The organism is Corynebacterium suicordis DSM 45110 (assembly GCF_015351405.1).
Lineage (GTDB): Bacteria > Actinomycetota > Actinomycetes > Mycobacteriales > Mycobacteriaceae > Corynebacterium > Corynebacterium suicordis.
In genome coordinates, this window is record NZ_JADKMY010000002.1 from 414,253 (window position 1) to 438,440 (window position 24,188).

Here is a 24,188-nt window from a genome sequence, read left to right on the forward strand (position 1 = left end):
CGGAGCTCCTGCTGCTGCAACTGGCGCACCGGTGAATGCAAAGAAGAGTCCCGCGCACATGAGCGCGGAACTCAATCTGGCTGGACGGTACGGCGACTGGGCGGGAAGATTACTGAGCACAATTGTTCAGCGTACTTCCCGGAGCATGCGTATCCAGCCAACTTGTCTAGAAAATCACAGGCTAGTCCCCCGTATGCCCCTTCAGCAGTGAGGCGAAATCCATGCCTCCGCCACTCACCTGTGTTCCCGCATCCCGGCGCGGAGTACCGCCAGTGAATTCTGCTGGTGCCAACCCAGCCACCTCTCCATCAGCGCGGACCATGTAGCTAGCCAGCTCTGAGGCAGCTCGCTCCACGCGTGGTGCCATGTCGGTGGTTCCGCCGAAGTCCTCGGTTGCAGCGAAAACTCCGGTGGGCATCACCGTGGCCCGCAGGTACGTGAACAGCGGACGCATGGCGAAATCCAGAACCAGTTGATGGCGCGGGGTTCCCGCGGTGGCGGCGATCAGCACGGGCATGGAATTGAGTGAGTCGGTGGAGAGGGCGTCGATAAACATCTTGAACAGGCCCGAATAGCTGGCCGAAAAAACGGGGGTCACGGCGACCAACGCATCGGCCGCCGTCACCTTTTCCTGCACGGCCCGCAAGTGCTGGGTGGGCACATGGGTGGTCATGAATTGCGCCAAGTCCTGGGCGTATTCGCGAATCTCCACGAATTCCACCTCCACACCCTCGCCGCGCTTGGTTACCTGGGCTTCCACGGCCGCGGCCACTTGCTCGGCCAGCATGCGGGTGGTCGACGGGCTAGAGAGGCCCGCGGTGAGAACCACTAGCTTTTTCATGTCTTACTCCTGTGTTTGTGCAGGTTGGGTCTGTGCAGGTTGAACCAGGTGGTGAGGGCTATCCGGACCGGCAGCCACCAACGAAGCGTGGGTCGGAGGATCGCTCGGCACGTGAGCTGGGCGGCGCAGATCCATCTCCTTGCGGATGACCGGCGCGATCTGCGTGCCCAGGATTTCCACCTGCTCCAGCACCACGTCCAGGGGCAGACCGGCGTGATCCAGCAGGAACATCTGGCGCTGGTAATCGCCCACGCGATCGGCGTAACCCACGTAGCGCTCGGCGATCTGCTCCGGGGTGCCCACGGTCAGCGGGGTCATTTCGCTGAAGTCCTCCAGAGAAGGACCATGGCCGTACACCGGCGCGTTATCGAAGAATGGGCGGAAGTACTTCTTGGCCTCTGCCTCGGTATCAGCAGCGAAGAACTGCCCACCCAAACCCACGATTGCCTGGTCGGCGGAACCATGACCGTAGTGCTCGAAGCGCTGGCGGTACAGGTTCACCATCTGCTCGGTGTGCTCGATGTTCCAGAAAATATGGTTGTGGAAGAATCCGTCGCCATAAAACGCGGCCTGCTCGGCGATCTCCGGGGAGCGGATGGAGCCGTGCCACACGAACGGCGGGGTGTGATCCAGCGGGCGAGGGGTGGACGTGAACTGCTGCAGCGGGGTACGAAACTCGCCGCGCCAATCCACTACATCCTCGCGCCACAGCCGGCGCAGCAGGTGGTAATTCTCGATTGCTAATGGCAGGCCCTTGCGGATATCCGCGCCGAACCATGGGTAAACCGCGCCGGTGTTGCCGCGTCCCATCATCAGATCCACGCGACCTCCGGTGAGGTGCTGTGCGTAGGCGTAATCCTCGGCGATGCGCACTGGATCCGTGGTGGTAATCAGCGTGGTCGCGGTAGAAAATTGCAGCTTTTCCGTCTGCGCCGCGAGGTGCGCCATGAGGATCGGTGGGTTGGCAGGAGCGATAAATGGCGGGTTGTGGTGCTGGCCCGTGGCGAACACGTCCAGGCCTACTTCTTCGGCCTTCTTGGCGATGGCTACGGTGGCCTCGATGCGCTCGTGCTCCGAGGGGGTTTCACCGGTAACTGGGTTGGGGGTGACATCTCCGATTGTGAAAATTCCTATTTGCATGGCTCAAGTATCACACAAGTTAGGTGACGTGTCAACTACTTTCGATTTAAGCAGGAAGCGTAAGGTATTTCGCATGTCTCACGATCACACTTACCTGCACGGCGAAGGCCACGCCCAGCACGTTCACGCAGCTCGCAGCGCCGAGGATTCCGCCGCCTTCCTCCTTCCCCACCTCACGGCGGACACGCGCTTGCTGGACGTCGGCTGCGGACCCGGAACCATCACCCTGGATCTGGCCGATCGCATCGCCCAACTCGGCGGCTCCTCCTCGCAGGTCACCGGCGCCGATTCCTCCGAATCCGCCATTGCTACCGCCCTTAATCTGGCCACTGACCGTGGTTTGGGTACAGAATTTTTTCTTTCCGACGCCAGCTCCCTGCCCTTCGAAGACAATTCCTTCGATATCGTCTTCGCCTCCCAGATGCTGCACCACGTATCCGATCCCATCGCCGCCCTCAAAGAATTTACGCGAGTCACTCGCCCTGGCGGATTGATCACTAGCCGGGAAATCGATTACGGCGCGATGCTCTGGTACCCGCCCACTCCTGGGCTTTCCCGCTGGCGCGCAGTGTTCAGCGTGATCTCCGACCTCAACGGAAACCAGCCGAATGCCGGGCGTCACCTTCCCTACTGGTTCACGCAGGCCGGACTGAGTGATCTCACGGTGAGCTCCAGCAACTGGACCTATGGTTCCGCCGAGGAAAAGCAGACTCTGGCGAGCTCATGGAGTCAGCGCACACAGGAGGAAAACTACCGCGAGCTGGCCGCCCAGGCACTCGGAGAATCTGCCGATGAGGCGATTGAGCAGATCGTGGACGGTTGGAATACCTGGGCACAAACCCCCGGCTCTCTATTCTTGATGCCGCACGTGGAGGTCATCGCGCGCAAGGCTTAACGCGATATTCCTAGCGCGCAGTATCCCTAGCGACCGGATGCCCCTAGTGCCCGATACCCGTAGCGCCCGGTATCCCTAACGCCCGGTGAATTTCGGCGCGCGGCGCTCCTTGCGAGCTGCCCGCGCCTCCTTCACATCTTCGCTGGCCCACGCGGCGTAGAAGAGCTTTTCCAGAGATTCATCCTGGGAGGGATCGGGTGAGTTAAGGACCCGCTTGGAGTGCTCCATGGACAGCGGTGACAACGCAGCCATGGAGTGGGCGTAGTCGAGAGCTGTGGCGTCGTCCCCAATCTTGACCGCAAACCCCAGTGCCACCGCCTGCTCACTGCCCACCTTGGCCGCGCCAATCATCACGTTGCGCGCCACGGCACCACCGAGCATTTCCTTGAGGCGCTCGTGCGTCCACGCATCCAGCGCGAAACCGTGCTCTGCGGCCGGCACCCAGATCGCGGCCTTTTCGCCGAATACGCGCAGGTCGCAGGCCAATAGCAATTGGCATCCGGCACCCACCGCCGGGCCTTGCACGTCCGCAATCACGGGTAGTGGGCTATTGGTAATGGCCTGAAGCATCTGCGTGATTGATTCGAAAAACTCCGTGGCATACACTCCCCCGGCCAGGTCCGCGCCTGCGCAAAAGGCTGGGCCCTGCGCGCGCAGCAAGATCGCGCGCACGGGCTGCCCAGCCTCCCCAGCTGGCGCGCCAGCAACGTCCGGCGAACCAGCGAATCCCCGCACGGCCTCGGCAATCTTCTGAGCCTTCGCCGCATCCAACGCGTTGCGCCGATCCGGATCATTCAACGTGATGATGCCGATAGCGCCATCGCGCCCCACTTCCACAGTCATAAACTCACTCTATCCGTGTTGAGGTGCGCACTACCTGGATTCTTCCCGGTCAGCCCCACCCTGCAAAGTGCGCGCATGCCAGGCGCACGTTGCACAGGGGGGGAAGATTCATTTCAGGTCGACAAACCGTTGCGTTTATACAACACTATGTTGCATGTCCCCCCGTAAGAAACCCGAGCGACCAATCCACAACCGGATTCGCGTGTTGCGTGCTGAACGGGACATGTCACGCGCCACACTTGCCAATCTCATCGACGTCAACCCCCAATCCATCGGCGCCATCGAACGCGGAGATCACTCTCCGAGTCTCGACCTCGCCTTCAAGATCTGCGAGGTTTTTGAACTCCCAGTCGAAGCCGTATTCAGTCGGAAATCCTTCCACCCCATGTCCACCGAAATCTACAACTCCCTTCCATTCCACGCGGGAGTCGGAAAGGAAAACTCATGATCGAAGCCCCCTCCAGCCACTTTCGCTCCCGCTCCGCTGCATCAATTCGCTGGCAGAAGAATCAAGAGAAAACCGAGAAGATGATCCCCAATTGGCGCACCCCGCAGCGCCAACAACTGCTCATCAACATTTTTATCGGCTCTCTCGGCCTGGGATTCTTCACCGCATTCGCTTTCCTCTTTTACGTCCCAGCACTCTTCCTGTGGCTCCCCTTCACGGTGATCATGTGCGTTTCCTGGACCATGCTCCGCATCACCATTGGCTCCCGGGATACCGCACCGCTGGACGTGCTCGATGAATACGAAAGCGCGGTATTGGATCACTGGCGTCGGCGTGCCTACGTCGGAGTGTCCTGGAGCCTGCTGGCAATGGGTGGGCTGCTGGTTTTCATCGGTGTCTCCCTCGGCCTCGGCGAAACCAGTTCCGAGTTCCTGGGTAAAAACACCTCAAGCTGGATGTACTTCCTCGGCCTGATCAGCCTGCTGCTCTACATCACCTTTTCATCATTGCCCGCAATTGGGTACGCGAGGAATTTCCCCGCGAGTTACCCCGAAAATAATTAGAAAGGATTTGCCTCCATGGAAGCCCTCCACATTGATCACCTCAATAAAAGCTATGGTGACAAACACGTCCTCAAAGACATGACCTTCAGCGTCCATCCGGGCGAGCTCTACGGCTTTGTCGGATCCAACGGTGCCGGTAAATCCACCACCATGCGTATTGCACTCGGCGTGCTTGCCTCCGATACGGGAGAAGTTCGCCTGGGCGAGAAGCCTATGGACGATACGTTGCGTCGAAAAATTGGCTACATGCCGGAAGAACGCGGCCTGTACGCGAAAGAAAAACTGGCCGATCAGCTGGCCTTTTTTGGTCGACTGCACGGCATGGACAAGGCGGCGTCGAAGAAGAATGCCGAGAGCCTGCTGGAACGCCTCGGCCTGGGCGAGCGGATGAACGACAAGCTGGACGAGCTCTCCCTGGGCAACCAGCAGCGCGTGCAGCTGGCCGCGTCGCTGATCCACGATCCGGAGCTGCTGATCCTCGATGAGCCGTTCTCCGGCCTGGACCCCGTGGCCGTCAACGTAATGAGCGAGATGCTGCGCGAGCGCGCGAATGAGGGCGTGCCCGTGATTTTCAGCTCCCACCAGCTGGATCTGGTGCAGCGTTTGTGCGACCGCGTGGGCATCATCGTCAACGGTTCCATGCGCACCGAAGGCACCGTGAACGAGCTGCGCACCCGCGGACCCATCCACTTTGAGGTGCTCACCCCAGCCCGCGGCTGGTTGCCCGAATGGGCGCGGCTGGTCTCCGAAACTCCCGAATCTGTGCTGGTGGAAGTGGATTCCGTCGAGCGCGATCAAGAACTACTCCAAGCCGCCCTGAACGCCGGACCTGTGCACGGATTCGGCCGCAAGGTTCCAGATCTCACCGAACTTTTCCGAGAGGTAGTCCAAGCATGAGCACCCAAAAATACTCCAGCGCCAACACCATCAAGACGGTCGCTGGCCGCGAAATTTCGGTGCTCCTGCGCTCCAAGGGCATCATGTTCACCATCGCGCTGACCCTCATCTTCACCATCGGTGGCACCATCGCCGCCAGCTATTTCATGGGCAAGGACGAGGGGCAGCAGAGCCTCGCGGTGGTCGGAATGCCCGCTGATTCCTTTGCGCAGGCCGGCGACCTGGACGTTTCTACCGTTGATTCGCCGGATGCGGCCAAGCAAGCTGTTAAAGATGGGACCGACGCCGCCCTTGTCGCCAAAGGCACCGGCCCAGAAGCTACATATGAGCTGTTCAGCGACGGCACCGCGGATCCCGAAATCGTCAGTTCGGTGAGCACCGTGCTTGCGGCCAACGCACAGAACTCAGCGCTGGAATCCCTGAATGTGAACCCGCAGGACTTCAATGCGGCTCTGCCGGCCAGCACGTTCACTCCCGTGGACATCAGCAAGGATGACTCCACCGAAGCCAATATTGGCGCGGTTGTCACGGTGTTGATCGGCGTGAGCTTGCTGAGCTTCATCATCATGCTGTTCGCGGGCAATATCGGTTCTCGCGTTACGGAGGAGAAGTCCTCCCGCGTGGTGGAGATCATCCTCGCATCCGTGCGTCCGCTGGACTTCTTGGCGGGCAAACTGCTGGCGAATGCACTGATGGGCATCGCTGCCAGCGTGCTGATCCTGGGCGCTGGAGCGATTGCAGTGTCCGCCACCGGACTGCTGGATGATTTCGAACTGGACCTCACCGTGATGCCGATGATGGCATTGTCCTTCATCCTCGGATTGTTGTTCTTCGGCGGCCTGTACGCTGCTGCCGGCTCGATGGTTTCCCGCACCGAAGACCTCCAGTCCACCCAGGCCCCGATCCTCATCTTCGTGATGGGCATGATTTACGCGCCGCTATTCGGCTGGTCCATGCTGGATTCCACCGTGATGCAGGTACTGACCTGGATTCCGCCATTCAGCTTGACCGTGGCGCCGGTACAGTATGCGAGCGGAAATATGAGCATGCCGATGGTTATGGCCTCCTTCGCTGTGGCGGCCGTCGCCACTGTGCTGGTGATGCTGCTGGTGGCCAAGATTTACCGAAACGCCATCCTGCACAACGGCTCCAAGCTGACGTGGGCGAAGGCGCTGAAGGGCTCCTAGCCAGCGTCTTACTCCCTGGCTGGCCGGCACCCCCCTCAACCAGCCAGCCAGCCCACCAACAGACGAACGTCCCGAATACCCGCACCGGCACCTCCAAAAGCCCAGCTCATGAGATCCGGCTTGCGGGTAATCCCGACGATCGTCCCCAACGATCCTCAGCTATCTTTCCCCGTCGCACAACCCACCACTGCGATTACCAACACCGCCACACAACCCACCACCAGAACTAACGTCTCAAAAACCCCTCGTCCCCTCGGACTTTCCACGCTTTCCCTCGCGCAGAGACCCTCACGTCACTGAGATCCACCGGCCGTTCATCCCACTGTGCGAGCCGCAGCTTCAGCGCACGAACCCACGAGCCGTCCCGGAAACTGGATTTATCCACGCGGACCACGGTAAATCCCTCGTTCAGGATCAGCCGCTCGCGTTGCCGTTCCGCCCGGATACTCTCCTCTCCCTGATAGTCTCCCGCATAATCTAGATCCGCCTCGCGATGCTTGCTCTCCCCGTCGTACTCCACCACCACTCCATTGGCGAACATGAAATCCACGCGGCCGAGAAATTTCCCATCCGCCCGAAAGATAGAAACCTGCTGATAAGGCGCTCGAAGCCCCGCCAGTTTCATGAGGACCTTCAGCTCAGACTCTCGCGGGCTTTCGGACCAGCGCGTGATCAGATTCAGCGCTTCCTTCGCCCGTGGCGCCCCATGAGCACGCCTGGCGAAGGCACCCTTCACCTCATCCATATTGATCAGTCCACGATGCAGTGCATCCTCCGCGGCAACCACAGCCTGCTCAATCCCGTGCCATCTCGCCAGCTGCGCGCATGCCTCCGCCACCCCACATACTTTTATTTCCCCATATCCCCAACTCAACGCCCTCGACCGGCGCACCACGTCCGTCGAAACCATCCGATGCATGACCGCCCGGCCCGCTACCTCCGTGCGCTCTTGCCGGGGAGATTCAGTATGCCCTAGCTCCACCTCTTCTCTTTCTTTCTTTCGACGCCACCTCGTCACCTCAGCAAGCCCATATACCCAGGCAGCTGATCGACCCACCACCAGACACTGTGGCCTGGCTACAGCCGCAGCCGCAATGCACATTCCGTAGTCCGCGAGCTCTCTATACGGGAGTGTCTGGGAATCTACGTAAACGCCTCTTTCCAACTTGGTCAGGGAACCTGCGCTGGCCATCTGAAATATCTTCCGCCTATGTTTCGGCTCCTTGCCCCGCGTTGAGATCAACGGCCCCCCAGCCTGGTTCATGCTGCTCATCCTATTTCAGGGGTGCAATGCACGCCATCGCTCCACCAGCACAACCCCCAACCCAGCAGTTCACCACCAGCACTCCCCTCAGCGCGGCAGCTCACCCCGATCCGTACAAACGTCCCGTATATCCGCACCCACGCCAACAAAATCGCAGTTCGCAGACTGATGTCCGCGACTAAGCCCGACGAACGTTCCCCGCACCCCGATAAACCACCCACCAGCCCCATAAACCATCAAACAACCACCCCCCACACAACCCCGCACCGCCCCAAACAGCAAAAACCCGCCACCATGAGCGCATAAGCACACAGCAGCGGGTCACCCGCAAATCAGCGGGTCAGCCGAGATCAGCAGTCAATCTCGGGAAAAGTGGAAGAGAATCTAGCTTTGGGCGTCGAGAAGATCAATGATGAAGACCAACGTCCGGCCAGAAAGAGGATGACCCATGCCCGCTGGGCCGTAAGCCAACTCTGGGGGGATGGTCAGCTGGCGGCGTCCGCCGACCTTCATGCCGGGGATACCTTCCTGCCAACCCTGGATCAGGCCATTGAGTGGGAACTTGATGGACTGTCCGCGATCCCATGAGGAATCGAACTCTTCGCCGGACTCGAAGTCCACGCCAACGTAGTGCACTTCCACCATGCCGCCTGCCAGCGCTTCTGGGCCTTCGCCCACGCTCAGGTCTTCGATGATCAATTCTGCTGGCGCGGGGCCGGTCTGGGCGGGAATTTGTGGCTTGCTCATGGGAGTACTCCTTGTATGTCTCGTGGTCTGGCACCACACAGCCGGGGTACCCGGCCATTGGGTTTAGTGCCATGGCGACTGATATCAATCGCCGGTTTTCGAACACGAATCTCACCTAGCGTAACAAAAAGTCCCGCTGCCTCCGTGCAAAACTGCTGCAGGAAGTACGCGGGACTGTGACTTTCCCCAGTTGGGAGGGGAAAGAAACCGGGATTAAGGCAGCTTGCGCTCTGGGTATCCAGTGTAGATCTGGCGAGGACGGTTGATCTTCGCGGTTGGATCGTTGATCTGCTCTAGGTAGTGAGCGATCCAGCCTGGCAGGCGACCCATTGCGAACAGGACGGTGAAGAAGTCCGTTGGGAAGCCCATGGCGCGGTAGATCAGGCCGGTGTAGAAGTCCACGTTCGGGTAGAGCTTGCGCTCGATGAAGTAGTCATCAGCCAGCGCGATCTCTTCCAGCTTCATGGCCAGGTCCAGCAGGTGATCGCCACCGAGGTGATCGAGGATCTCGTGTGCGGATTCCTTGACGATGGCAGCACGTGGGTCGTAGTTCTTGTACACGCGGTGGCCGAAGCCCATGAGCTTCACGCCAGGCTCCTTGTTCTTGACTCGCTCCATGAAGTCGGTGGCGTCGCCACCGTTATCGTGGATCTCCTCAAGCATTTCCAGAACAGCCTGGTTAGCGCCACCGTGCAGCGGGCCGGACAGCGCGTTGATACCAGCCGCGATGGAAACGAAGATGTTGGCCTGGGAAGAACCAACCATGCGCACGGTAGAGGTGGAGCAGTTCTGCTCGTGGTCTGCGTGCAGGATGAGCAGCTTGTCCAGCGCCTTGGTCAGGATTGGATCCTGCTCGTAGTCCTCAGTCGGGTAGCCGAACATGTTGCGCAGGAAGTTCTCGCGCGCGTTCAGCTTGTTGTCTGGGTACATGTATGGCTTGCCCTTGGACGCGCGGTAGGCGTAAGCAGCGAGCATTGGAACCTTGGCCATCAGGCGGTAGGTGTTGAGCTTCTGGAAATCCTCGTTCAGGGGATCCAGGCTGTCCTGGTAATAGGTGGACAGGATGTTCACGGAGGATGCCATCACGCTCATTGGGTGGGCATCGCGTGGGAACACGCGGAACTGGGACTTGAAGTCCTCGTCCAGCAGGGTGTGCTTCCGGATGTTCTGGTTGAACTCTTCCAGCTGCTCAGAGTTAGGCAGTTCGCCGTTGATCAGCAGGTAGGAGACTTCGTTGAAGGTGGCCTTGTTGGCCAGATCTGCAATGTCGTATCCGCGGTAGCGCAGGATTCCGGCGTCGCCATCGATGTAGGTGATGGCGGATTTGGTGGATCCGGTGTTCACGTATCCGGGATCCAGGGTGGTCAGACCCGTGGTGGCCAGCATCTTGCCAAGCGCTACACCGTCGTTGCCTTCGGTGGCCTTGACGATGTCCATTTCGTATTCTCCACCTGGGTAGTGGAGGACGGCCTTTTCTGCATTTTCGGAAGCCATGTGAGATCCCTTTCTGAAGCTCGCTTGCTTAGTGTTTCAGCGCGTTCCAGTGTAGCGCCTAGCACGTAGCCCTGTTTCGCCCTATTCCTTTGCCCTGCTTCACCGTGGGCTGTGCCGCTGGTGGATCGGGGCGCGCGTCCTCCGGTGTGCGGAGGAGCGACTATTCATGGGACTCACCACACAATAGCGAAATTGTGAACTGAACAACATGGACTTTCGCCAACGATCTTCGCCCCTACCCCCACCACATTTGCAGGCACCTGCACTCACCACTGCATTCCATATATTTTCTTGTCTATTTTTCTCACACTCTCGCGTGGGTGACTACCCACCGACTAACCTTGTTGGAAGTTTCCGTTCCTTCTGAAACAAACTCGTAGAAAGCACCCAGAGCATTGAGCAACGAATTCCCCACCATTCCCGCTGACCTGATTCCCTCCGATGGACGCTTTGGCTGTGGCCCGTCCAAGGTGCGCGTGGAACAGCTGCAGGCCATTCAGGATCACGCAGACATCATGGGCACCTCGCACCGCCAGTCGGGTGTCAAGGATGTCGTGGGTTCTATCCGCTCGGGTCTTACTGAGCTGTTCCAGCTCCCTGAGGGTTACGAGATCATCCTTTCCCTGGGTGGCGCTACCGCGTTTTGGGATGCCGCATCTTTCGGTCTGATCCGCAAGAAGTCCGCTCACCTCACCTACGGCGAGTTCTCCGGCAAGTTCGCCACTGTCTCCAAGCAGGCTCCATGGTTGGATGAGCCTCAGGTGGTGAAGGCTGAGCCTGGAACGGCTCCTTCCCCTTCTGAGCTGGATGGCACGGATGCCGATGTGGTTGCGTGGGCTCACAATGAGACTTCCACGGGCGCGATGGTGCCGGTCAAGCGCCCTGACACGGACGCTTTGGTTTTGATCGACGCCACCTCCGGCGCCGGCGGCCTTCCCGTAGATATCAAGGAAGCGGACGTTTACTACTTCTCCCCACAGAAGTGCTTCGCTTCTGATGGTGGCCTGTGGCTGGCTGCTTTCTCCCCTGCTGCTCTGGAGCGCGTGGAGGAAATCGCCGCATCTGATCGCTACATCCCAGCGTTCCTGGATCTGAAGACCGCGGTGGATAACTCCCTGAAGAACCAGACGTACAACACCCCAGCGGTGGCCACGCTGCTCATGCTGGATAACCAGCTGCAGTGGATGAACGCCAATGGTGGCCTGGACGGAATGGTCAAGCGCACCACCGAGTCTTCCGAGATTCTCTACAAGTGGGCCGAGTCCCGCCCCGAGGCTTCCGCTTATGTGCAGGATCCTGCAAACCGCTCTCTCGTGGTGGGCACCATCGATTTCTCCGATGAGATTGACGCAGCGAAGATCGCCAAGATCCTCCGCGCTAACGGCGTGCAGGACACCGAGCCTTACCGCAAGCTGGGCCGCAACCAGCTGCGCATCGGCATGTTCCCGGCTATCGACCCCGAGGACGTGCGCAAGCTGACCTCAGCCATCGATTTCATCATCGACGGTGGCCACGCTCAGGCGTAATTCGAAGTTTTTTGCAATCGCGCGCGGCGAAGGGACTGTTGCTCCCACGCCGCGCGCGTTGCGTTTACTAAGGTAGAACCACTATCTACTTCCCCGATTCACCCAGGAGGCCCCCTTTGCAGGAGCTCAAGCTGATCCTTGCCGAAAGCGATACCGCCTCCTTGGTGCTGCGCGAGGTGGAATCCGGAGCGGAGTTCTTCCTCCCCGTCACGGAGGAATTGTGTTCTCTTCTTTCCGACGCCAACCCTGTCCCCTCAGCATCTGAGTACACAGATGCTGGTGGGGATCAGCTGGGGCGCGGTATCTCTCATCTGAGCAGCGTGCCCAATGCGAGCGATTCGTCCAGTGCACTCGCTTCCAGCGTCTCGTCTCCCAGCGCGCTGTCCACGGGCAACTTCGCTACCGATGACGAGCCTTCTGAGCAGCCAGATGTAGCGCAACCAGACGCGGGGATTGCCGGGGTTTCCTCCAGTGCTGGTGCAAGCAGCGTCGATGCAACCAGCACCGAGCCGTTCAGCACCGGTTCCAGCAGCGCTGGCACCACCAGCCCCAATACGACCAACACCAGTGCAGCCAGCACCGACGCGACCGGCGCAGAGAAGCCAAGCTCCATCCACTCCGGCCATGCAGCCAGGGATGAATCAGAGAAGAAGCGGCGTCACCGCATCCGCATCAACATGACCCCCCGCACCATTCAGGATCGCATTCGTCATGGTGCGAGCATTGAAGAGTTGGCGGCAGAGGCAGATACTGATGAGTCCCGGATCGAGCCCTACGCCTGGCCAATCCTGCAGGAGCGGGCACGCATCGCGGAGTTGGCGCATTCCGCCCACCCCGTGACCGGTGAAGGCCCCTCTAAGCAGACCCTATGGGAAGTTCTCGCAGCGGCTCTGGCCGCCCGCGGTTCCACCGTGAGCGATACCGAATGGGTGGCTTTCCAGGACTCCGCCCGTCGCTGGGTAATTTCCGTGCGCTGGGAAAAGGAATCCGCGGGCCAGGCTTCCCTGCATGAAGCGGATTTCCACTTCGAGCAAGCGGTCTCCGGCCCGTCCCTGGCCCACCCACTGAATTCAGTGGCCAGCGACCTGGTGGATCCTCGTTATCGTCAACCGGTGCGTCGGATTTCCGCGGTGACCCCGCTGTTAGACGCGAACCCCACGGAGGATGATTTCTCCGAATACGATAACTACGACGATCAAGGCAACGAGCTCCGCGAGGACTCCCCAGCTGAGCCACGCGAGGATTTCCTCCTGCACCCCAATGATGAATCGGATGCCCCGCGCAGCAAGCGCAAGCGCAAGTCTGTCACCCCGCATTGGGAAGACGTCCTGCTCGGCGTGCGCACCAACCCGCGTAAGAAGAAGTAGGGGTTAGCGGCCATGGAAGACACCAAGACTCTGGTCACGCTCTGGTTTGTTTCGGCCGCCCAGCCACGCACCATTCTGGAGGCTGAACCGCATCCTGATCGCGGGTTCGCACGGAAATACCTCGCGCAGTACAACCCCAGTTGGCCACTCACCCACATCGGGGATTTTGACATGACCCGAAGCGCCCCTCCTGGCGTCGATGAATTCTATATCGGTGGCTACGGTGGCCTCTCCGTGGTGCAGACCGTGTTCACCGGCCAGCCGGTCATCTCGGAGATCCCGGAGCGCTACCGCACCCTGGTGAACTCCACGGATGTGTACGCGGTGGCCGTGGGGACCAGCGACTCCCCGGAGGAATTCGCCGAATACGGAGCCTTCGCTCACTGGGCCGGTGGCACGCTCAAGCGCGCGTTTTCCGCCACCCGGGAGACGGTCTTTGAAGACCAGGGTCTCCCCTACGCCTTCGAGTCCTCGTTCTGGGCGGGCAATGCTCCCGCAACAGGCATCCAGCTCCCCTTCATCCCGGCACAGCTGGCGCGCGCCGCGGAGAAGGAATGGCTGGGATTCTCTCCAGCTGATGCGGATTTGGACGTCCCCATCAGCGCTTTCGCTACGGATGGCCGGCCAGAGGTGAAGGCTGAGATCAAGCCAGAGCGACTCACTGGCCGGGGTAATTCCAGGTCCCAGGAGATCGCCAGCTCCAGCAACGAGCAAGGGTACGACGATTACTCCGAGCTCCGCAGCTCATCTCGCAGCGAGGAACCCAGCAATAAACAGCTGGCTGTGGACCTCGCGAAGGCTGCAGGCAGCGCAATTGGGGCAGGCTCGAAGAAGCTCAGCGCGCTGGCTGGAAAGATCGGCGATGAAGTGCGCCGCCGTGCCCGGAACACGGACCGCCCCAAGCAGGAAAAGTCCCCCCAGCCGCCCACGGACGCCCCGGAATAGACCTGCGCCGGAATAGACCGGCACAGGAGCAGCGAACCTCAGCGAGAGCTACTCAGCAGCGCCGTTATCGCGCGCGAGGCGTCGCATCCGGTGGAAGTGATCGACCGGCCCATTGCCCTGACCCACGTGCAGCTCATCGGCGAACTCAATGGATTCGCGGAGCCATTCGCTGGCCCACTCCACTGCCTTCTCGGGCGAATCTCCAGCTCCCAGGCGAGTAGCCAGAGCCGAGGAGAGTGAGCAGCCAGTCCCGTGAGTGTTCTTGGTTTCCACGCGCTCCACTTCCACGGTGTGCACGCTGCCATCTGCCTGCACCAGGGCATTATCCGCCCGGCCGCTGGCCAGGTGTCCGCCTTTGACCAGCACGCTGACGTTCATCTGCGCGGCAAAGCGCGTCGCCTGCTCGATGGCCTCCTCCAGGGTGCCCGCGGTTTCGCCTTCCACCAGCACGGCCAGTTCAGGCAGGTTCGGGGTCACCACCGTGGCCTGACGCGTCAGCTCGCGCACCGCCTGCTCAGCTTCCTCGGAAAGGAGGCGATCCCCGCTGGTGGCCACCATCACCGGATCCAGCACCACGATCGGCACGTCCTGGCGCTCCAGCCAACGAGAGATAGTTTCCGCAGTCACCACATCCCCCAGCATGCCGATCTTCACCGCATCCACGGTCACATCGTCGAACACGCTTGCCAGCTGCGCCTCGAAGAACTCCTGCGGCGGCGCGTGCACCTCGCGCACCCCCTGGGTGTTCTGTGCCACCAGCGCGGTCACCACGGCCATACCATAGCCTCCCGCGGCACCGATGGACTTCAGGTCCGCCTGCACTCCCGCCCCACCCGTGGGGTCTGTGCCGGCGATGGATAGCACCCGTGGAATCTCTTGCATGTTCTCCTACTTTCGTTCTGTGGCCGCATAGAAACCGATGGCCGCTGCGGTGGCCACGTTAAGCGAATCCGTGCCAGGCTGCATCGGGATCTTCGCCCGCACGTCCGCAGCCCGCATGGCATGTTCAGTGAGGCCAGGTCCTTCGGCACCCACCATGATGGCCACTTTGCCATTATTTTTTTCGACGCCACCAACCACGTCCCGCAGCTCATTCTCCGTGTTCGGGGTGAGAGCCACCACGGTGTACCCGCGGTCTTGCAGTTCGGTGAGTTGGCGCTGCCAGGTGGTGGGCGTCCCAGAGAAGTGCGCGAACGGCACCTTGAGCACATGCCCCATGCTCACGCGGACGCTCCGGCGGTACAGGGGATCAGCTGTTCCCGCCCCGAACAGCACTCCGCGCACCCCTAGGCCTGCGGCGTTGCGGAAGATTGATCCGATATTCTCATGATCGCCCACGCCCTCGAGCACGCAGAGCACGTGCGGCTGATCATCCGCATTCGCGGCATCCAGCACATCTTGGACACTCAATTCCTCAGCCCGATTCGCGGCGGCTACTAGCCCGCGGTGCATATCAAACCCCGCGACCTCTCGGAGAGTCTCGCGGCTCACGGAGTACAGGGCAACCCCGGAAAGGGCAGCTGCCAGTCCCGGTTGGTGGTTTTCTGATCGGGGGGAGGTGGCGTCGATAAGAAAACGAAGTTTCTCCGGAAAACCGACCACGCACCTGACCGGGTAACGGGAGTTCAACAGGCGAGGAACCACCAGGTTGCCCTCGGCGATCACCAGACCCTTGCCGCCGGGGAGATCCGGGCGGGAATCGGAGGAGTTGAGATGGCGGATGTCATCGAGCCGGGGGTCTGCGGGATCCTCGATATGGATGGGCTCGATGAGTTCAGACATGCGGTTAAGACTACTGGAGGGCTTCCATCACGGGATCCACGGCGAAGTAGACCACGAACAAGATAGCCACCATGTAGAGCAGTGGGTGGATCTTCTTGGCGTTGCCCGCGACCAGGCCCATCAGCACGTAGGCAACGAAGCCCACGCCGATGCCGTTGGCGATTGAATACGTGAACGGCATGATCACGATGGTGAGGAAAGCCGGAAGAGCGATGTGGAACGCGGAGAAATCAATCTCCGTGATCTGGCTCATCATCATCGCGCCCACGATCACCAGCACTGGGGCAGCTGCCTCGATGGGCACCACGTCATACAGCGGGGTGAGGAACATGGCCAGCAGGAACAGCACGCCGGTGACCACGTTGGCAAGGCCGGTGCGGGCGCCATCGGCAATGCCGGCGGCGGAGTCCACGTAAACCGTGTTGGAGGAGGCAGAGGAAGCGCCACCGACCACGGCACCCACGCCCTCGACAACCAGGGCGCGCTTGAGATCTGGGAGGCGGTTCTCCTCATCCATGAGGTTCGCCTGCTTGCCCAGGGCGGTCATGGTGCCCATCGCATCGAAGAAGTTGGCCAGCACCAGCGTGAACAGCAGCAAGGTAGCGGCCAAAACGCCGACGCGGCTGAACGCGCCCAGCAGGTCAACTGCTCCCAGGAGAGACAGATCCGGGATGCCACCGAAAGAATCCGGGAGGGTTGGGACAGCGAGGTTCCAGCCGGTGGGGTTGGCCTGGCCGTCCTTGAATGAAGGGCCGGAATCGGTGAACGCTTCCACGATCATCGCGATGATGGTGGTGGCCACGATGCCGATGAACAGGCCACCGCGGATATTGCGGACAACCATGACGCCACAGATGATCAGACCCAGCACGAAGACGAACGTGGGCCACGATGCCAAGGAGCCATCAATGCCCAGGCTCACGGGAACGGTGGTGTGGGCGGCATCTGGCACGCGACGCACAAACCCGGAATCCACCAGGCCAATCATGGCGATGAACAAACCAATGCCCACGCCGATGGCCGCCTTGAGGGAGGAAGGAATGGAGTTGAAGACAGCCTCGCGGAAACCAGTGAGAGCCAGCGCCACGATGACCAGACCGTTAATGACCACCAGGCCCATGGCCTCTGGCCAGGTCAGCCCCTCGGCTGCCACGAACGTGACCGCTACCAGCGTGTTGATGCCCAAACCCGTGGCGATGCCGAACGGGTACTTGGCGATCACGCCGAACAGGATGGTCATGACACCCGCAGCGAAGGCGGTGGCAGCAGCCACGCGGGAACCACCGAGGACATCTCCATTGATATCCGCACCCGTGCCGATGATCAGCGGGTTGAGGATCACGATGTAGGCCATCGCGAAAAAGGTCACCACCCCGGCGCGAACCTCGGTGGAGTAGCTGGAGCCACGCTCGGAAATATGGAAGTAGCGGTCTAGTGCGCCGCGGGATTTAGTGGCCGCAGGCTGATCCGCGGAGTGTGGCTGTGCCATAGCTTGATGAATGTCTCTCTTGATTCACGAACGTCAAAATGCCCACGAGAATATGAACGAATCATAGATTCCCACTAAGACACAGCATTTCACAACATTCAGGCACCCACCCGGGGGATTTAAGGGCGCCTTGATGGTTGCGCTGAGGGTGTGAGAGAGGCGCGCGAGGGTTGCACAAGAGCGGCATGCAGCCGTTAGCTGAACCGCTGAATTCCCTCATCATCAAAGGCGCCATAGGGCACCGGGCTCGCGGCGGACTCCGACTGCTCCTTGGTGGCCGAATGCGCGCCACAACCAAAGGTGGCATGCACCACGTGCCCGTCCGCGGAGAACTCATTGGTGCACGCCCCGAAATTGGTCTCCACGCTGTTGAACGGCAGGTAGAAGGCACACGTCCGGCACATCATCGAGGCTTGCTCGGCGAACTCACTGTTCGGACCGTATTCTCCCGTGCGCCAGCGCTGCACAGTTTCCTTCAGCCCGCGCTCGGAGAGCGTCTGCGCGGCCTCCGGGTTACGTGGGAAACCACCGTTGGTGGTGAGTTCACGCCACGAGCTGAGGCGCTCATCATCATGACGCGGCGGCAAGGTGTCTCCCGGCCCGAGGTCGCCCGGCAGCACGCGATCCTCATAAGGCACCCATTCAGGAGCTCGAGTGGCCTTCTTTCCCGCCTGCAGTCCCACCTCGTTGATGGTGATCGCTCGCGTCCCCGGCACGCTGGCCAGCACTGCGACCCATTCCCAGTCCGGGTATCCCGCCATGTGACAGCGGAAGCGGTGCACCACCAGATCCCCTTCGACAATCGCGGCGAGGTGCTCCCCTATGGCGTCGGAAGAATCCGCAATTTCCCCTAGTGCCTCCAGGGCCACCTGCACTGCATCCTCGGTGAAAAGGATGGGGTTCACGCTGGTTTTTCCGGAATTTTTACTACTCACGCTCTCTATTATGCCTACCGGTGGGGCACTATTGTTCACATGATCGCTGTAAGCCTCTCCCGTTTCCGCCGCTGCCTGGCGCCTTTGCTGGCGGTTGCCTTGGTCTCCACCTGTGTTTCCGCGTGCGATTCCTCATCTACCGGTGGCTCCGATTCTGCTGCGCCTGGCAGCTCTTCGCTTCCCGGTATTCCCGACGCCAACCCTGACTCCTACGCTCATCTTGTTCCAGAGATCACCGCTGAGCATCCGTGGGATTCCAACTCCTTCACCCAGGGGTTGGAGATGGATCTCAGCGGAGAACTGGTGGTGGGTACCGGGCTGAATGGGAAATCGCGGATCTATCGGACCTCGGTGGACGGCGTGCAGAGCGATGCACAGACACTGGATCCGAAGTATTTCGGGGAGGGCATCACCATCCACGGTGATTCCGTGTGGCAGCTCACGTGGAAGGAAGGCACTGCGTTTCGCCGGGATCTGAACACTTTGGAGGAAAAGGCGACTGCCTCTTACGAGGGTGAAGGCTGGGGGCTGTGCTCCGATGGGCAGAGGCTGATCATGTCTGATGGCTCCGGCACGCTTTCTTTCCGCGATCCGGAAACCTTCGCGGAGATTGGCTCGCAGGAAGTCCGGCTGGATGGGAAGGCCACTTCTGAGCTCAATGAGCTGGAGTGCACCGAAGACGGCAAGGTGCTGGCCAATGTGTGGCAGACAAATGCGATCTATGAGATCAACCCGGAAAACGGTGAGGTAACCGGGGTAATTGACACCACGGGTGTGTTCCCCGCCCAGGACAAGCCTGGTGCGGATGTGCTCAATGGCATCGCGCAGATCCCCGGCACGGACCGTTACCTACTCACGGGAAAGCTCTGGGACACCCTGTACGAAGTTCGCTTCACGCCGGCCATGTCCTAGCATGAAACACGTGAGTGAGACTTCCCAGCAGCCCGAAAACAGCCAGCCAGTTGCCAAAGCGACGGCGGGAACAGCAGGAACGGCAGGAACAGCGAAGAAGCTGACGAAGAAGCAGAAGCGGCGCAGGGCTCAGCGCAAGCAGCTGTTGACCGTTCTGGCGATTGCCGCGGTTGCCGCGGCAATCATTGGCGCGGTCTTTGCCTACACCAAATGGCAGGACAACCGGGTGGCTACCTTGCCCCAGGATCAGCGGATCACCGCGGTGGTCAATGGAGAAGAAACTGCGTTGGCGCCGTACCGCGCCTGCGAGCTGGATGATAAGGATTGCCAGAACGGCGAGCCCGTCTCGCTGGACACCGCCGGTGCCAGCGAGATCACGCTGAAGCTTCCCAAGGATGTGTATGACCACGATTGGGCAATGCTAAAAATCTTCGATGACCCCGGGGCCAACGAGGAAAAGTATTACAAGGCAGATGAGGCCAAGGAAGTAACTATTCCTTTGGAGTCCGAGCAAACCACGGCTGAGAACGCCAAGCCGAAACTGGCCGTGCTGGAGATTCACAGCATGCTGGTGGGCCTAGATAGCAATGGGGACCAGACCCCGTACAACGTGGTCTGGTCCATCGCTCCGAGCCAGTAGCTGGCCGGTAGCACTCAGCGGTTTGCAGCTCTAAGCGTCCAGCTCGCGCGCGATCGTGCGCAGGATCTCGGCGATCTGGTGGGCTTCCTTGGACTCAGGACGGCGGCCAGCTTCCAGGGCTGGAAGCACGCGCGAATCCAGCACAGTGATGGTGTCCTGCACCATTCCAGCCAGCTCTGCAGGCTTGTACTTGTGCTTGGCCTTGCGGGGGCCTTCGTCCAGCACGGTGACGCGAAGCGCCTGCGGGCCGCGTCGACCGGCCGCGAAATCGTATTCGAGTCGCTGACCCGGTGTCAGTTCGGTGACTCCATCGGGGAGAACTTGGGAGCCCACATAGACGTCTTCATCGCCTGGGTTGGATACAAACCCGAAGCCGCGAGCGGCGTCGTACCACTTCACTTTGCCGATAGGCATGCTGTCACCTTTAACTTCCGTCTCAATACTTTGGCACTCATGGGGAGTGCCGCGCACGCGGGTGCTGGGTGTGCACACGAATGCGGGCAATAAATGAACAGTCAGCATACATAAGCGCAGGGCAAGTCCCAAATGTCACTCTCGTCCCAATTGCACGAGGGCAACTTGTGATCTTCCTCACATTACGATTAGGTAACGAAGTGGTCTCTTTTGTATAAAGCGCAGGCCAGTGCGTTTTCGCAATATGTTCGTTCCCACACCTATTCCGGTAACAACGTGACTCAATCTTTATAAACCGTTATCTTTGGCCAAGACCAACCGCAGCACCCCTCCCGGGGTACTGCACGAGGACCCCACCACTGCCTGTGGTGGCGGCTTCAGAAATCTCAAGAGAAACATTTAAACGAGGACTACATATTGTCGCGATACCGCGGCACCTCGGAAGGGAAACTCACAGACCATGGGACGCCACCAAAAGCGCAACTCTTTCTCCAGCTCCTCCCGCATCGCCCTCGCCGGCGTTGCAATCATCGGAGCCACCGCACTTGCTCCAACCGCAGCACAGGCTGCACCTGATTCCGATTGGGATCGCCTGGCACAGTGTGAGTCCGGCGGAAACTGGGCCATCGACACCGGCAACGGCTACCAGGGTGGCCTGCAGTTCTCTCCTTCCACCTGGTCCGGTTACGGCGGCGGCGAGTTCGCTCCCACCGCAAACCGTGCATCCCGCGAGCAGCAGATCGTTGTTGCAGAGCGCGTTCTGGCCGGTCAGGGCTGGGGAGCATGGCCTTCCTGCTCCAGCCGTCTGGGCCTGAACTCCGCCCCAACCCAGCGCACCGCTCCAGGCGCTCCTGCCGCTGCACCTGCTCAGCAGATCCAGCGCGCTACCCAGCAGATCGCGCAGCAGCGCGACGTGCTGGCCGTAGATGCCATCTACAACGGCCTGGAGGCACAGGCTAAGGCTCAGGGCTTCGTTATTCCTCAGCAGGTCGCCGACCTCTACAAGGCTCACCGCCACGAGCTCAACGGCGCACTGACCGAGTACAACGCTCAGGTGGAAAACATCAACGAGCAGGTCGAGAACGTTAATGATTTCGTCGCTCAGGCTGGCGTGATCCGCTAAAACGGACTTCACCGCGGCGCTATTCTTCTAGCGCACTAAATAAGCGGGTAGCAGCTTCGTGCTGTTACCCGCTTTTTCCGCGTCCGCACACAAAAAAATTCACCGCCCAAAAGCTGCGGTGAATCAAGTGGTGAAGCGCAAACCTACTTGTTGATCACGGTGTGGGGATGCACGTAGCTCAGGGTGGAAGGATCCACGGGGAGATCGACATCACCGTATGGGCTCAGGGCACCAGCGGTGCCCGCAACCAATTCCGTGACTGCATGCTTACCTTCGGGGACGTTGGTCGGCCAGCCCGGATCGACATAGCCCTTTTTCGATACGTTTGACATACCGTTCATCATTCCACATCACCGGCAGATTTACCCATACTCGGAGATCTCCACGTTCCCCCGTTCCCCCTATGGCCGAGGGCGTTAGAATAGAACGATTATGACTGCACACTCGGAGACTCCGGAACAGTCCCCCGCTCATCCACTCACCTACCCACAGTGGCTGGCAAGGCATTCGGATGAAGACATCGCCCAGCTCTTGCGCACCACCCGCGCCCAGGGCGTTTCCTGGACCAATGAACCGCTCCCCGGAACCCCTGCTGAGCCCTCTCTGCGGCACCTCACCGCCCTTCAGCTGGCTATTCTCCACGCCGCGGTGGAACTAGACGCAGCCTTTCACCCGGTGTCCCTGCCAGATCTGCGCGCCACCCTCACCGAGCTTTTCGATATTTCCGGCACTCCCGCCACGGCTCGCCCTTCTACCGAAGACGTCTCTGAGAACATCCTGCAGCTCACCCACCTGGGCCTGTTGTTTGCCCCGGAGCTCTCGCTCACCTCTGCAGACCTGGATCCAGAAGCCCAACTGAAGATTCCCGCGCATCTTCCCGCGCTCTTCGATCCCACTACCGATCAACTCTGGCGCCTGGCCGATTGCCACCGCTGCCCCATTCCCACCGACGAACTGCCGGGCACGGTGGAGGGGCTGCCACCGCGTCAGCGTCGGCTATTGGGCACGTTGTCCATGGCTGGCGGGGTGGGGCATTCGGCCACCTTGCGCCCCGATGCCGACCCTGAAGCACCACTGCCCACCATGGTCCGCCTGGGCGTGCTGGATCAATTGGACGATTCCACGGCTCGGCTCTCCGGTCGCGTGGCCACGTACTTGCGGGGTGGCCTCATCGCCCCTGCTGGCGGGAGTTTTCCTTCCTTTGTTGCCGACGCCACCCTTCCCCCATCCACCTTCTCCCCCACTCTGAAGGCCGATTCCGCTGGCTCCGCCACCGCAGTGCAGACGATTCAAGAGCTCAGTGCGCTGATTCACGATATCGGCGCCCATCCCATTCAGCCCTTGACCAACGGCGGTTTGGGTACTCGCGAGCTGGGTAAAGTGGCGCGGCGGCTGGATTTCGCCCCGGAGCTGGTCTTGCAAAGGCTCACCGAACTCCATCTCTGTAACCTGCTGGCCCGGGAGTTCCCGGAACCTCCGCCACGGGAGAATGCCGGGCAGACCCAGTGGAGCATCACGGAATTGGCGCTGGATTTCCTCGAAGCGCCCCTGGCCACCCAATGGGCAATCCTCCTACTGGGTTGGGCGGGTTCTCCGTATCAAACGTGGCGGGCACGCGAAGAGGAATCCCGCCCGCTGGAACCACAACTCAATGCTCCCATCGCCAAAGAGCTGCGCGCGTTCTTTCCCGGCGCGTTCACGGCACCCAATTCCGCCGGGTTCCTCTGGGCTGCACGGCCAGCACTCGCCGCGGAGACCACCCACGTGGCATGGACCCATTTAGTGCAGGAGGCCACGCAACTTGGTTTGCTAGCCACCGACAGTTCCGCCCGCAGTGCCAACCCCGCACCCAGCGGCACGTCCGCACTGCGCGCCCTCAGTGAAGTGTTGGTGGATCGCCGGGAGAAAATTGCTGCTGATCAGGCCTTGAGCTTCGCTGAGGTTCTGGGGGAGCTAGCCGAAAAGTTGCAGGCCCTGCTCCCCGACCCGGTGGATATGCTCATCGTGCAGGGGGATCACACCATCATGGCCCCGGGCATTCTGCGCTCGGAAGATCACCAAATGCTCGCCCGGTTCGCAGACGCGGAATCCACGGGTATGGCCAGCGTGTGGCGGGTGAGCAAGAGCTCCGTTCACCGCGCGCTGTCCCACGGTGATTCCGCATCCTCCATCTTGGTTTTCCTGAGCCGGCTGACTCCGGGTGGTGAGGCAGGGGTTCCCCAATCTCTGCGCTATCTGCTGGAGGATGCAGACCGCGCCCTTGCCGAAGGAACAGTGGCACTCAGCCAACAGGCACACGCCATCGCCCACCGGGTGCCAACCCCTCAGCGCCATACGCTGGAAACCACCCACGATTACGAAGCGGGGGACTCCCGCGAGCTCGCCGAGGCCGTGGAAAGTTTCCGCCGCACCCTGCAAAGCGAAAGCATCCAGGCGCTAGATGGAAGCACCAGCACCGCCAATACCCGCACCGTGCGCACCTCCCGGGAAATCATGTCCGAGCTGCGCCGCGCCTATTCCGCGGGCACGAAGGTGCGCCTGCATTACGTGGACCATGCCGGTGCCCGGGCGCGGGACTGGATCTCCATCGTCATGATGAGCCCCTCCACAATTTCGGCAGTCGTGGAGGATTCCGGAGACAACCTGGTGGTGCAGCCACATCGCGTGGCCGCCCTGGAAGTGCCAATTTAAGTAAACTTGATTGATTGTTCAGACGGCGGCCGGGTTGGCGTCGGG

At 60.7% G+C, this 24,188-nt stretch carries 23 protein-coding genes and 1 pseudogene; 12 read left to right on the plus strand and 12 right to left on the minus strand.

The annotated features are described in order from the left end of the window. Window positions 1-181 precede the first annotated feature (181 nt). Both IRY30_RS08235 and IRY30_RS08240 read right to left on the minus strand, forming a co-directional pair. Window positions 182-841: a CE1759 family FMN reductase gene (locus tag IRY30_RS08235; protein ID WP_194556921.1), complete on the minus strand. Its 660-nt coding sequence runs from the start codon at window positions 839-841 to the stop codon at window positions 182-184. A 3-nt stretch (window positions 842-844) separates the two neighbouring features. Then, a complete protein-coding gene (locus IRY30_RS08240; protein WP_194556922.1) occupies window positions 845-1,981 on the minus strand; it encodes a CE1758 family FMN-dependent luciferase-like monooxygenase in 1,137 nt (378 codons plus the stop codon). A gap of 73 nt (window positions 1,982-2,054) precedes the next feature. Here IRY30_RS08240 and IRY30_RS08245 point away from each other — a divergent pair, with 73 nt between their 5' ends. Further along, window positions 2,055-2,876, plus strand: coding sequence for a class I SAM-dependent methyltransferase (locus IRY30_RS08245; protein ID WP_194556923.1), 822 nt, complete (start codon window positions 2,055-2,057; stop codon window positions 2,874-2,876). A gap of 75 nt (window positions 2,877-2,951) precedes the next feature. On the opposite strand, the gene IRY30_RS08250 is transcribed toward IRY30_RS08245, so the two are convergent. Then, complete coding sequence (locus tag IRY30_RS08250) at window positions 2,952-3,719, minus strand: enoyl-CoA hydratase (protein WP_194556924.1); 768 nt, start codon at window positions 3,717-3,719, stop codon at window positions 2,952-2,954. Between the two features lie 154 nt (window positions 3,720-3,873). Between IRY30_RS08250 and IRY30_RS08255 the strand changes: the two genes are divergently transcribed. The 4 genes from IRY30_RS08255 to IRY30_RS08270 are packed head-to-tail and all read left to right on the plus strand — an operon-like array spanning window position 3,874 to window position 6,814. Beyond that, window positions 3,874-4,167 carry a helix-turn-helix transcriptional regulator gene (locus tag IRY30_RS08255; RefSeq protein ID WP_194556925.1) on the plus strand — a complete coding sequence of 98 codons (294 nt, stop codon included), beginning with the start codon at window positions 3,874-3,876 and terminating at the stop codon, window positions 4,165-4,167. Beyond that, window positions 4,164-4,730: a hypothetical protein gene (locus IRY30_RS08260; protein ID WP_194556926.1), complete on the plus strand. Its 567-nt coding sequence runs from the start codon at window positions 4,164-4,166 to the stop codon at window positions 4,728-4,730. The genes IRY30_RS08255 and IRY30_RS08260 overlap by 4 nt, the downstream gene beginning before the upstream one ends. 15 nt (window positions 4,731-4,745) lie before the next feature. Further along, complete coding sequence (locus tag IRY30_RS08265; RefSeq protein ID WP_194556927.1) at window positions 4,746-5,627, plus strand: ABC transporter ATP-binding protein; 882 nt, start codon at window positions 4,746-4,748, stop codon at window positions 5,625-5,627. Beyond that, a complete protein-coding gene (locus IRY30_RS08270) occupies window positions 5,624-6,814 on the plus strand; it encodes an ABC transporter permease (protein WP_194556928.1) in 1,191 nt (396 codons plus the stop codon). The genes IRY30_RS08265 and IRY30_RS08270 overlap by 4 nt, the downstream gene beginning before the upstream one ends. 226 nt (window positions 6,815-7,040) lie before the next feature. On the opposite strand, the gene IRY30_RS08275 is transcribed toward IRY30_RS08270, so the two are convergent. The 3 genes from IRY30_RS08275 to IRY30_RS08285 form a co-directional block, all read right to left on the minus strand. Continuing rightward, window positions 7,041-7,559: a hypothetical protein gene (locus IRY30_RS08275; protein WP_194556929.1), complete on the minus strand. Its 519-nt coding sequence runs from the start codon at window positions 7,557-7,559 to the stop codon at window positions 7,041-7,043. 903 nt (window positions 7,560-8,462) lie between these two features. After that, complete coding sequence (locus IRY30_RS08280; RefSeq protein ID WP_194556930.1) at window positions 8,463-8,825, minus strand: FKBP-type peptidyl-prolyl cis-trans isomerase; 363 nt, start codon at window positions 8,823-8,825, stop codon at window positions 8,463-8,465. A gap of 213 nt (window positions 8,826-9,038) precedes the next feature. Next, the gene (locus tag IRY30_RS08285; RefSeq protein WP_194556931.1) at window positions 9,039-10,319 is read right to left on the minus strand and encodes a citrate synthase; all 1,281 of its coding nucleotides are present in this window, start codon (window positions 10,317-10,319) and stop codon (window positions 9,039-9,041) included. A gap of 395 nt (window positions 10,320-10,714) precedes the next feature. On the opposite strand from IRY30_RS08285, the gene serC reads away from it, so the two are divergent. From serC to IRY30_RS08300, 3 genes are all read left to right on the plus strand, one after another. Beyond that, entirely contained in the window at window positions 10,715-11,845 is a 1,131-nt protein-coding gene (gene serC, locus IRY30_RS08290) for a phosphoserine transaminase (RefSeq protein WP_194556932.1), read from the plus strand. Between the two features lie 116 nt (window positions 11,846-11,961). After that, window positions 11,962-13,212, plus strand: coding sequence for a septation protein SepH (sepH, locus tag IRY30_RS08295; protein ID WP_194556933.1), 1,251 nt, complete (start codon window positions 11,962-11,964; stop codon window positions 13,210-13,212). Between the two features lie 12 nt (window positions 13,213-13,224). After that, window positions 13,225-14,157, plus strand: a complete 933-nt coding sequence (locus tag IRY30_RS08300; RefSeq protein WP_194556934.1) for a DUF6928 family protein — start codon at window positions 13,225-13,227, stop codon at window positions 14,155-14,157. A gap of 72 nt (window positions 14,158-14,229) precedes the next feature. Here the strand turns inward: IRY30_RS08300 and thiD are convergent. The 4 genes and pseudogenes from thiD to IRY30_RS08320 all read right to left on the minus strand — a co-directional run. Next, window positions 14,230-15,039: pseudogene (gene thiD, locus IRY30_RS08305) on the minus strand (bifunctional hydroxymethylpyrimidine kinase/phosphomethylpyrimidine kinase); the annotation flags it as partial. Between the two features lie 6 nt (window positions 15,040-15,045). Further along, complete coding sequence (locus IRY30_RS08310; protein ID WP_194556936.1) at window positions 15,046-15,939, minus strand: TrmH family RNA methyltransferase; 894 nt, start codon at window positions 15,937-15,939, stop codon at window positions 15,046-15,048. A 10-nt stretch (window positions 15,940-15,949) separates the two neighbouring features. After that, the gene (locus IRY30_RS08315) at window positions 15,950-17,428 is read right to left on the minus strand and encodes an NCS2 family permease (RefSeq protein WP_194556937.1); all 1,479 of its coding nucleotides are present in this window, start codon (window positions 17,426-17,428) and stop codon (window positions 15,950-15,952) included. Between the two features lie 194 nt (window positions 17,429-17,622). Then, window positions 17,623-18,363: a DUF3027 domain-containing protein gene (locus IRY30_RS08320; protein ID WP_309824493.1), complete on the minus strand. Its 741-nt coding sequence runs from the start codon at window positions 18,361-18,363 to the stop codon at window positions 17,623-17,625. A 39-nt stretch (window positions 18,364-18,402) separates the two neighbouring features. Between IRY30_RS08320 and IRY30_RS08325 the strand changes: the two genes are divergently transcribed. Further along, a complete protein-coding gene (locus IRY30_RS08325; protein WP_194556939.1) occupies window positions 18,403-19,275 on the plus strand; it encodes a glutaminyl-peptide cyclotransferase in 873 nt (290 codons plus the stop codon). Between the two features lie 10 nt (window positions 19,276-19,285). Then, the gene (locus IRY30_RS08330; RefSeq protein WP_288814665.1) at window positions 19,286-19,915 is read left to right on the plus strand and encodes a DUF2771 domain-containing protein; all 630 of its coding nucleotides are present in this window, start codon (window positions 19,286-19,288) and stop codon (window positions 19,913-19,915) included. 30 nt (window positions 19,916-19,945) lie between these two features. Here the strand turns inward: IRY30_RS08330 and IRY30_RS08335 are convergent, their stop codons facing one another. Next, window positions 19,946-20,329, minus strand: a complete 384-nt coding sequence (locus IRY30_RS08335) for a cold-shock protein (protein ID WP_194556941.1) — start codon at window positions 20,327-20,329, stop codon at window positions 19,946-19,948. A gap of 460 nt (window positions 20,330-20,789) precedes the next feature. Between IRY30_RS08335 and IRY30_RS08340 the strand changes: the two genes are divergently transcribed. Continuing rightward, complete coding sequence (locus IRY30_RS08340; RefSeq protein ID WP_194556942.1) at window positions 20,790-21,452, plus strand: resuscitation-promoting factor Rpf1 domain-containing protein; 663 nt, start codon at window positions 20,790-20,792, stop codon at window positions 21,450-21,452. Window positions 21,453-21,595: 143 nt separating this feature from the next. Here the strand turns inward: IRY30_RS08340 and IRY30_RS08345 are convergent, their stop codons facing one another. Continuing rightward, complete coding sequence (locus IRY30_RS08345; RefSeq protein ID WP_194556943.1) at window positions 21,596-21,784, minus strand: hypothetical protein; 189 nt, start codon at window positions 21,782-21,784, stop codon at window positions 21,596-21,598. A 100-nt stretch (window positions 21,785-21,884) separates the two neighbouring features. On the opposite strand from IRY30_RS08345, the gene IRY30_RS08350 reads away from it, so the two are divergent. After that, window positions 21,885-24,143 (plus strand): helicase-associated domain-containing protein, encoded by a 2,259-nt coding sequence (locus tag IRY30_RS08350; protein ID WP_194556944.1) that lies wholly within the window; start codon window positions 21,885-21,887, stop codon window positions 24,141-24,143. Window positions 24,144-24,188: the final 45 nt, after the last annotated feature.

Coding starts and splice junctions, on each gene's coding strand:
- IRY30_RS08235 (WP_194556921.1), bottom strand. CDS start 841: ATGAAAAAGCTAGTGGTTCTCACCGCGGGCCTCTCTAGCCCGTCGACC.
- IRY30_RS08240 (WP_194556922.1), bottom strand. CDS start 1,981: ATGCAAATAGGAATTTTCACAATCGGAGATGTCACCCCCAACCCAGTT.
- IRY30_RS08245 (WP_194556923.1), top strand. CDS start 2,055: ATGTCTCACGATCACACTTACCTGCACGGCGAAGGCCACGCCCAGCAC.
- IRY30_RS08250 (WP_194556924.1), bottom strand. CDS start 3,719: ATGACTGTGGAAGTGGGGCGCGATGGCGCTATCGGCATCATCACGTTG.
- IRY30_RS08255 (WP_194556925.1), top strand. CDS start 3,874: ATGTCCCCCCGTAAGAAACCCGAGCGACCAATCCACAACCGGATTCGC.
- IRY30_RS08260 (WP_194556926.1), top strand. CDS start 4,164: ATGATCGAAGCCCCCTCCAGCCACTTTCGCTCCCGCTCCGCTGCATCA.
- IRY30_RS08265 (WP_194556927.1), top strand. CDS start 4,746: ATGGAAGCCCTCCACATTGATCACCTCAATAAAAGCTATGGTGACAAA.
- IRY30_RS08270 (WP_194556928.1), top strand. CDS start 5,624: ATGAGCACCCAAAAATACTCCAGCGCCAACACCATCAAGACGGTCGCT.
- IRY30_RS08275 (WP_194556929.1), bottom strand. CDS start 7,559: ATGGATGAGGTGAAGGGTGCCTTCGCCAGGCGTGCTCATGGGGCGCCA.
- IRY30_RS08280 (WP_194556930.1), bottom strand. CDS start 8,825: ATGAGCAAGCCACAAATTCCCGCCCAGACCGGCCCCGCGCCAGCAGAA.
- IRY30_RS08285 (WP_194556931.1), bottom strand. CDS start 10,319: ATGGCTTCCGAAAATGCAGAAAAGGCCGTCCTCCACTACCCAGGTGGA.
- IRY30_RS08300 (WP_194556934.1), top strand. CDS start 13,225: ATGGAAGACACCAAGACTCTGGTCACGCTCTGGTTTGTTTCGGCCGCC.
- IRY30_RS08310 (WP_194556936.1), bottom strand. CDS start 15,939: ATGTCTGAACTCATCGAGCCCATCCATATCGAGGATCCCGCAGACCCC.
- IRY30_RS08315 (WP_194556937.1), bottom strand. CDS start 17,428: ATGGCACAGCCACACTCCGCGGATCAGCCTGCGGCCACTAAATCCCGC.
- IRY30_RS08325 (WP_194556939.1), top strand. CDS start 18,403: ATGATCGCTGTAAGCCTCTCCCGTTTCCGCCGCTGCCTGGCGCCTTTG.
- IRY30_RS08335 (WP_194556941.1), bottom strand. CDS start 20,329: ATGCCTATCGGCAAAGTGAAGTGGTACGACGCCGCTCGCGGCTTCGGG.
- IRY30_RS08340 (WP_194556942.1), top strand. CDS start 20,790: ATGGGACGCCACCAAAAGCGCAACTCTTTCTCCAGCTCCTCCCGCATC.
- IRY30_RS08345 (WP_194556943.1), bottom strand. CDS start 21,784: ATGTCAAACGTATCGAAAAAGGGCTATGTCGATCCGGGCTGGCCGACC.
- IRY30_RS08350 (WP_194556944.1), top strand. CDS start 21,885: ATGACTGCACACTCGGAGACTCCGGAACAGTCCCCCGCTCATCCACTC.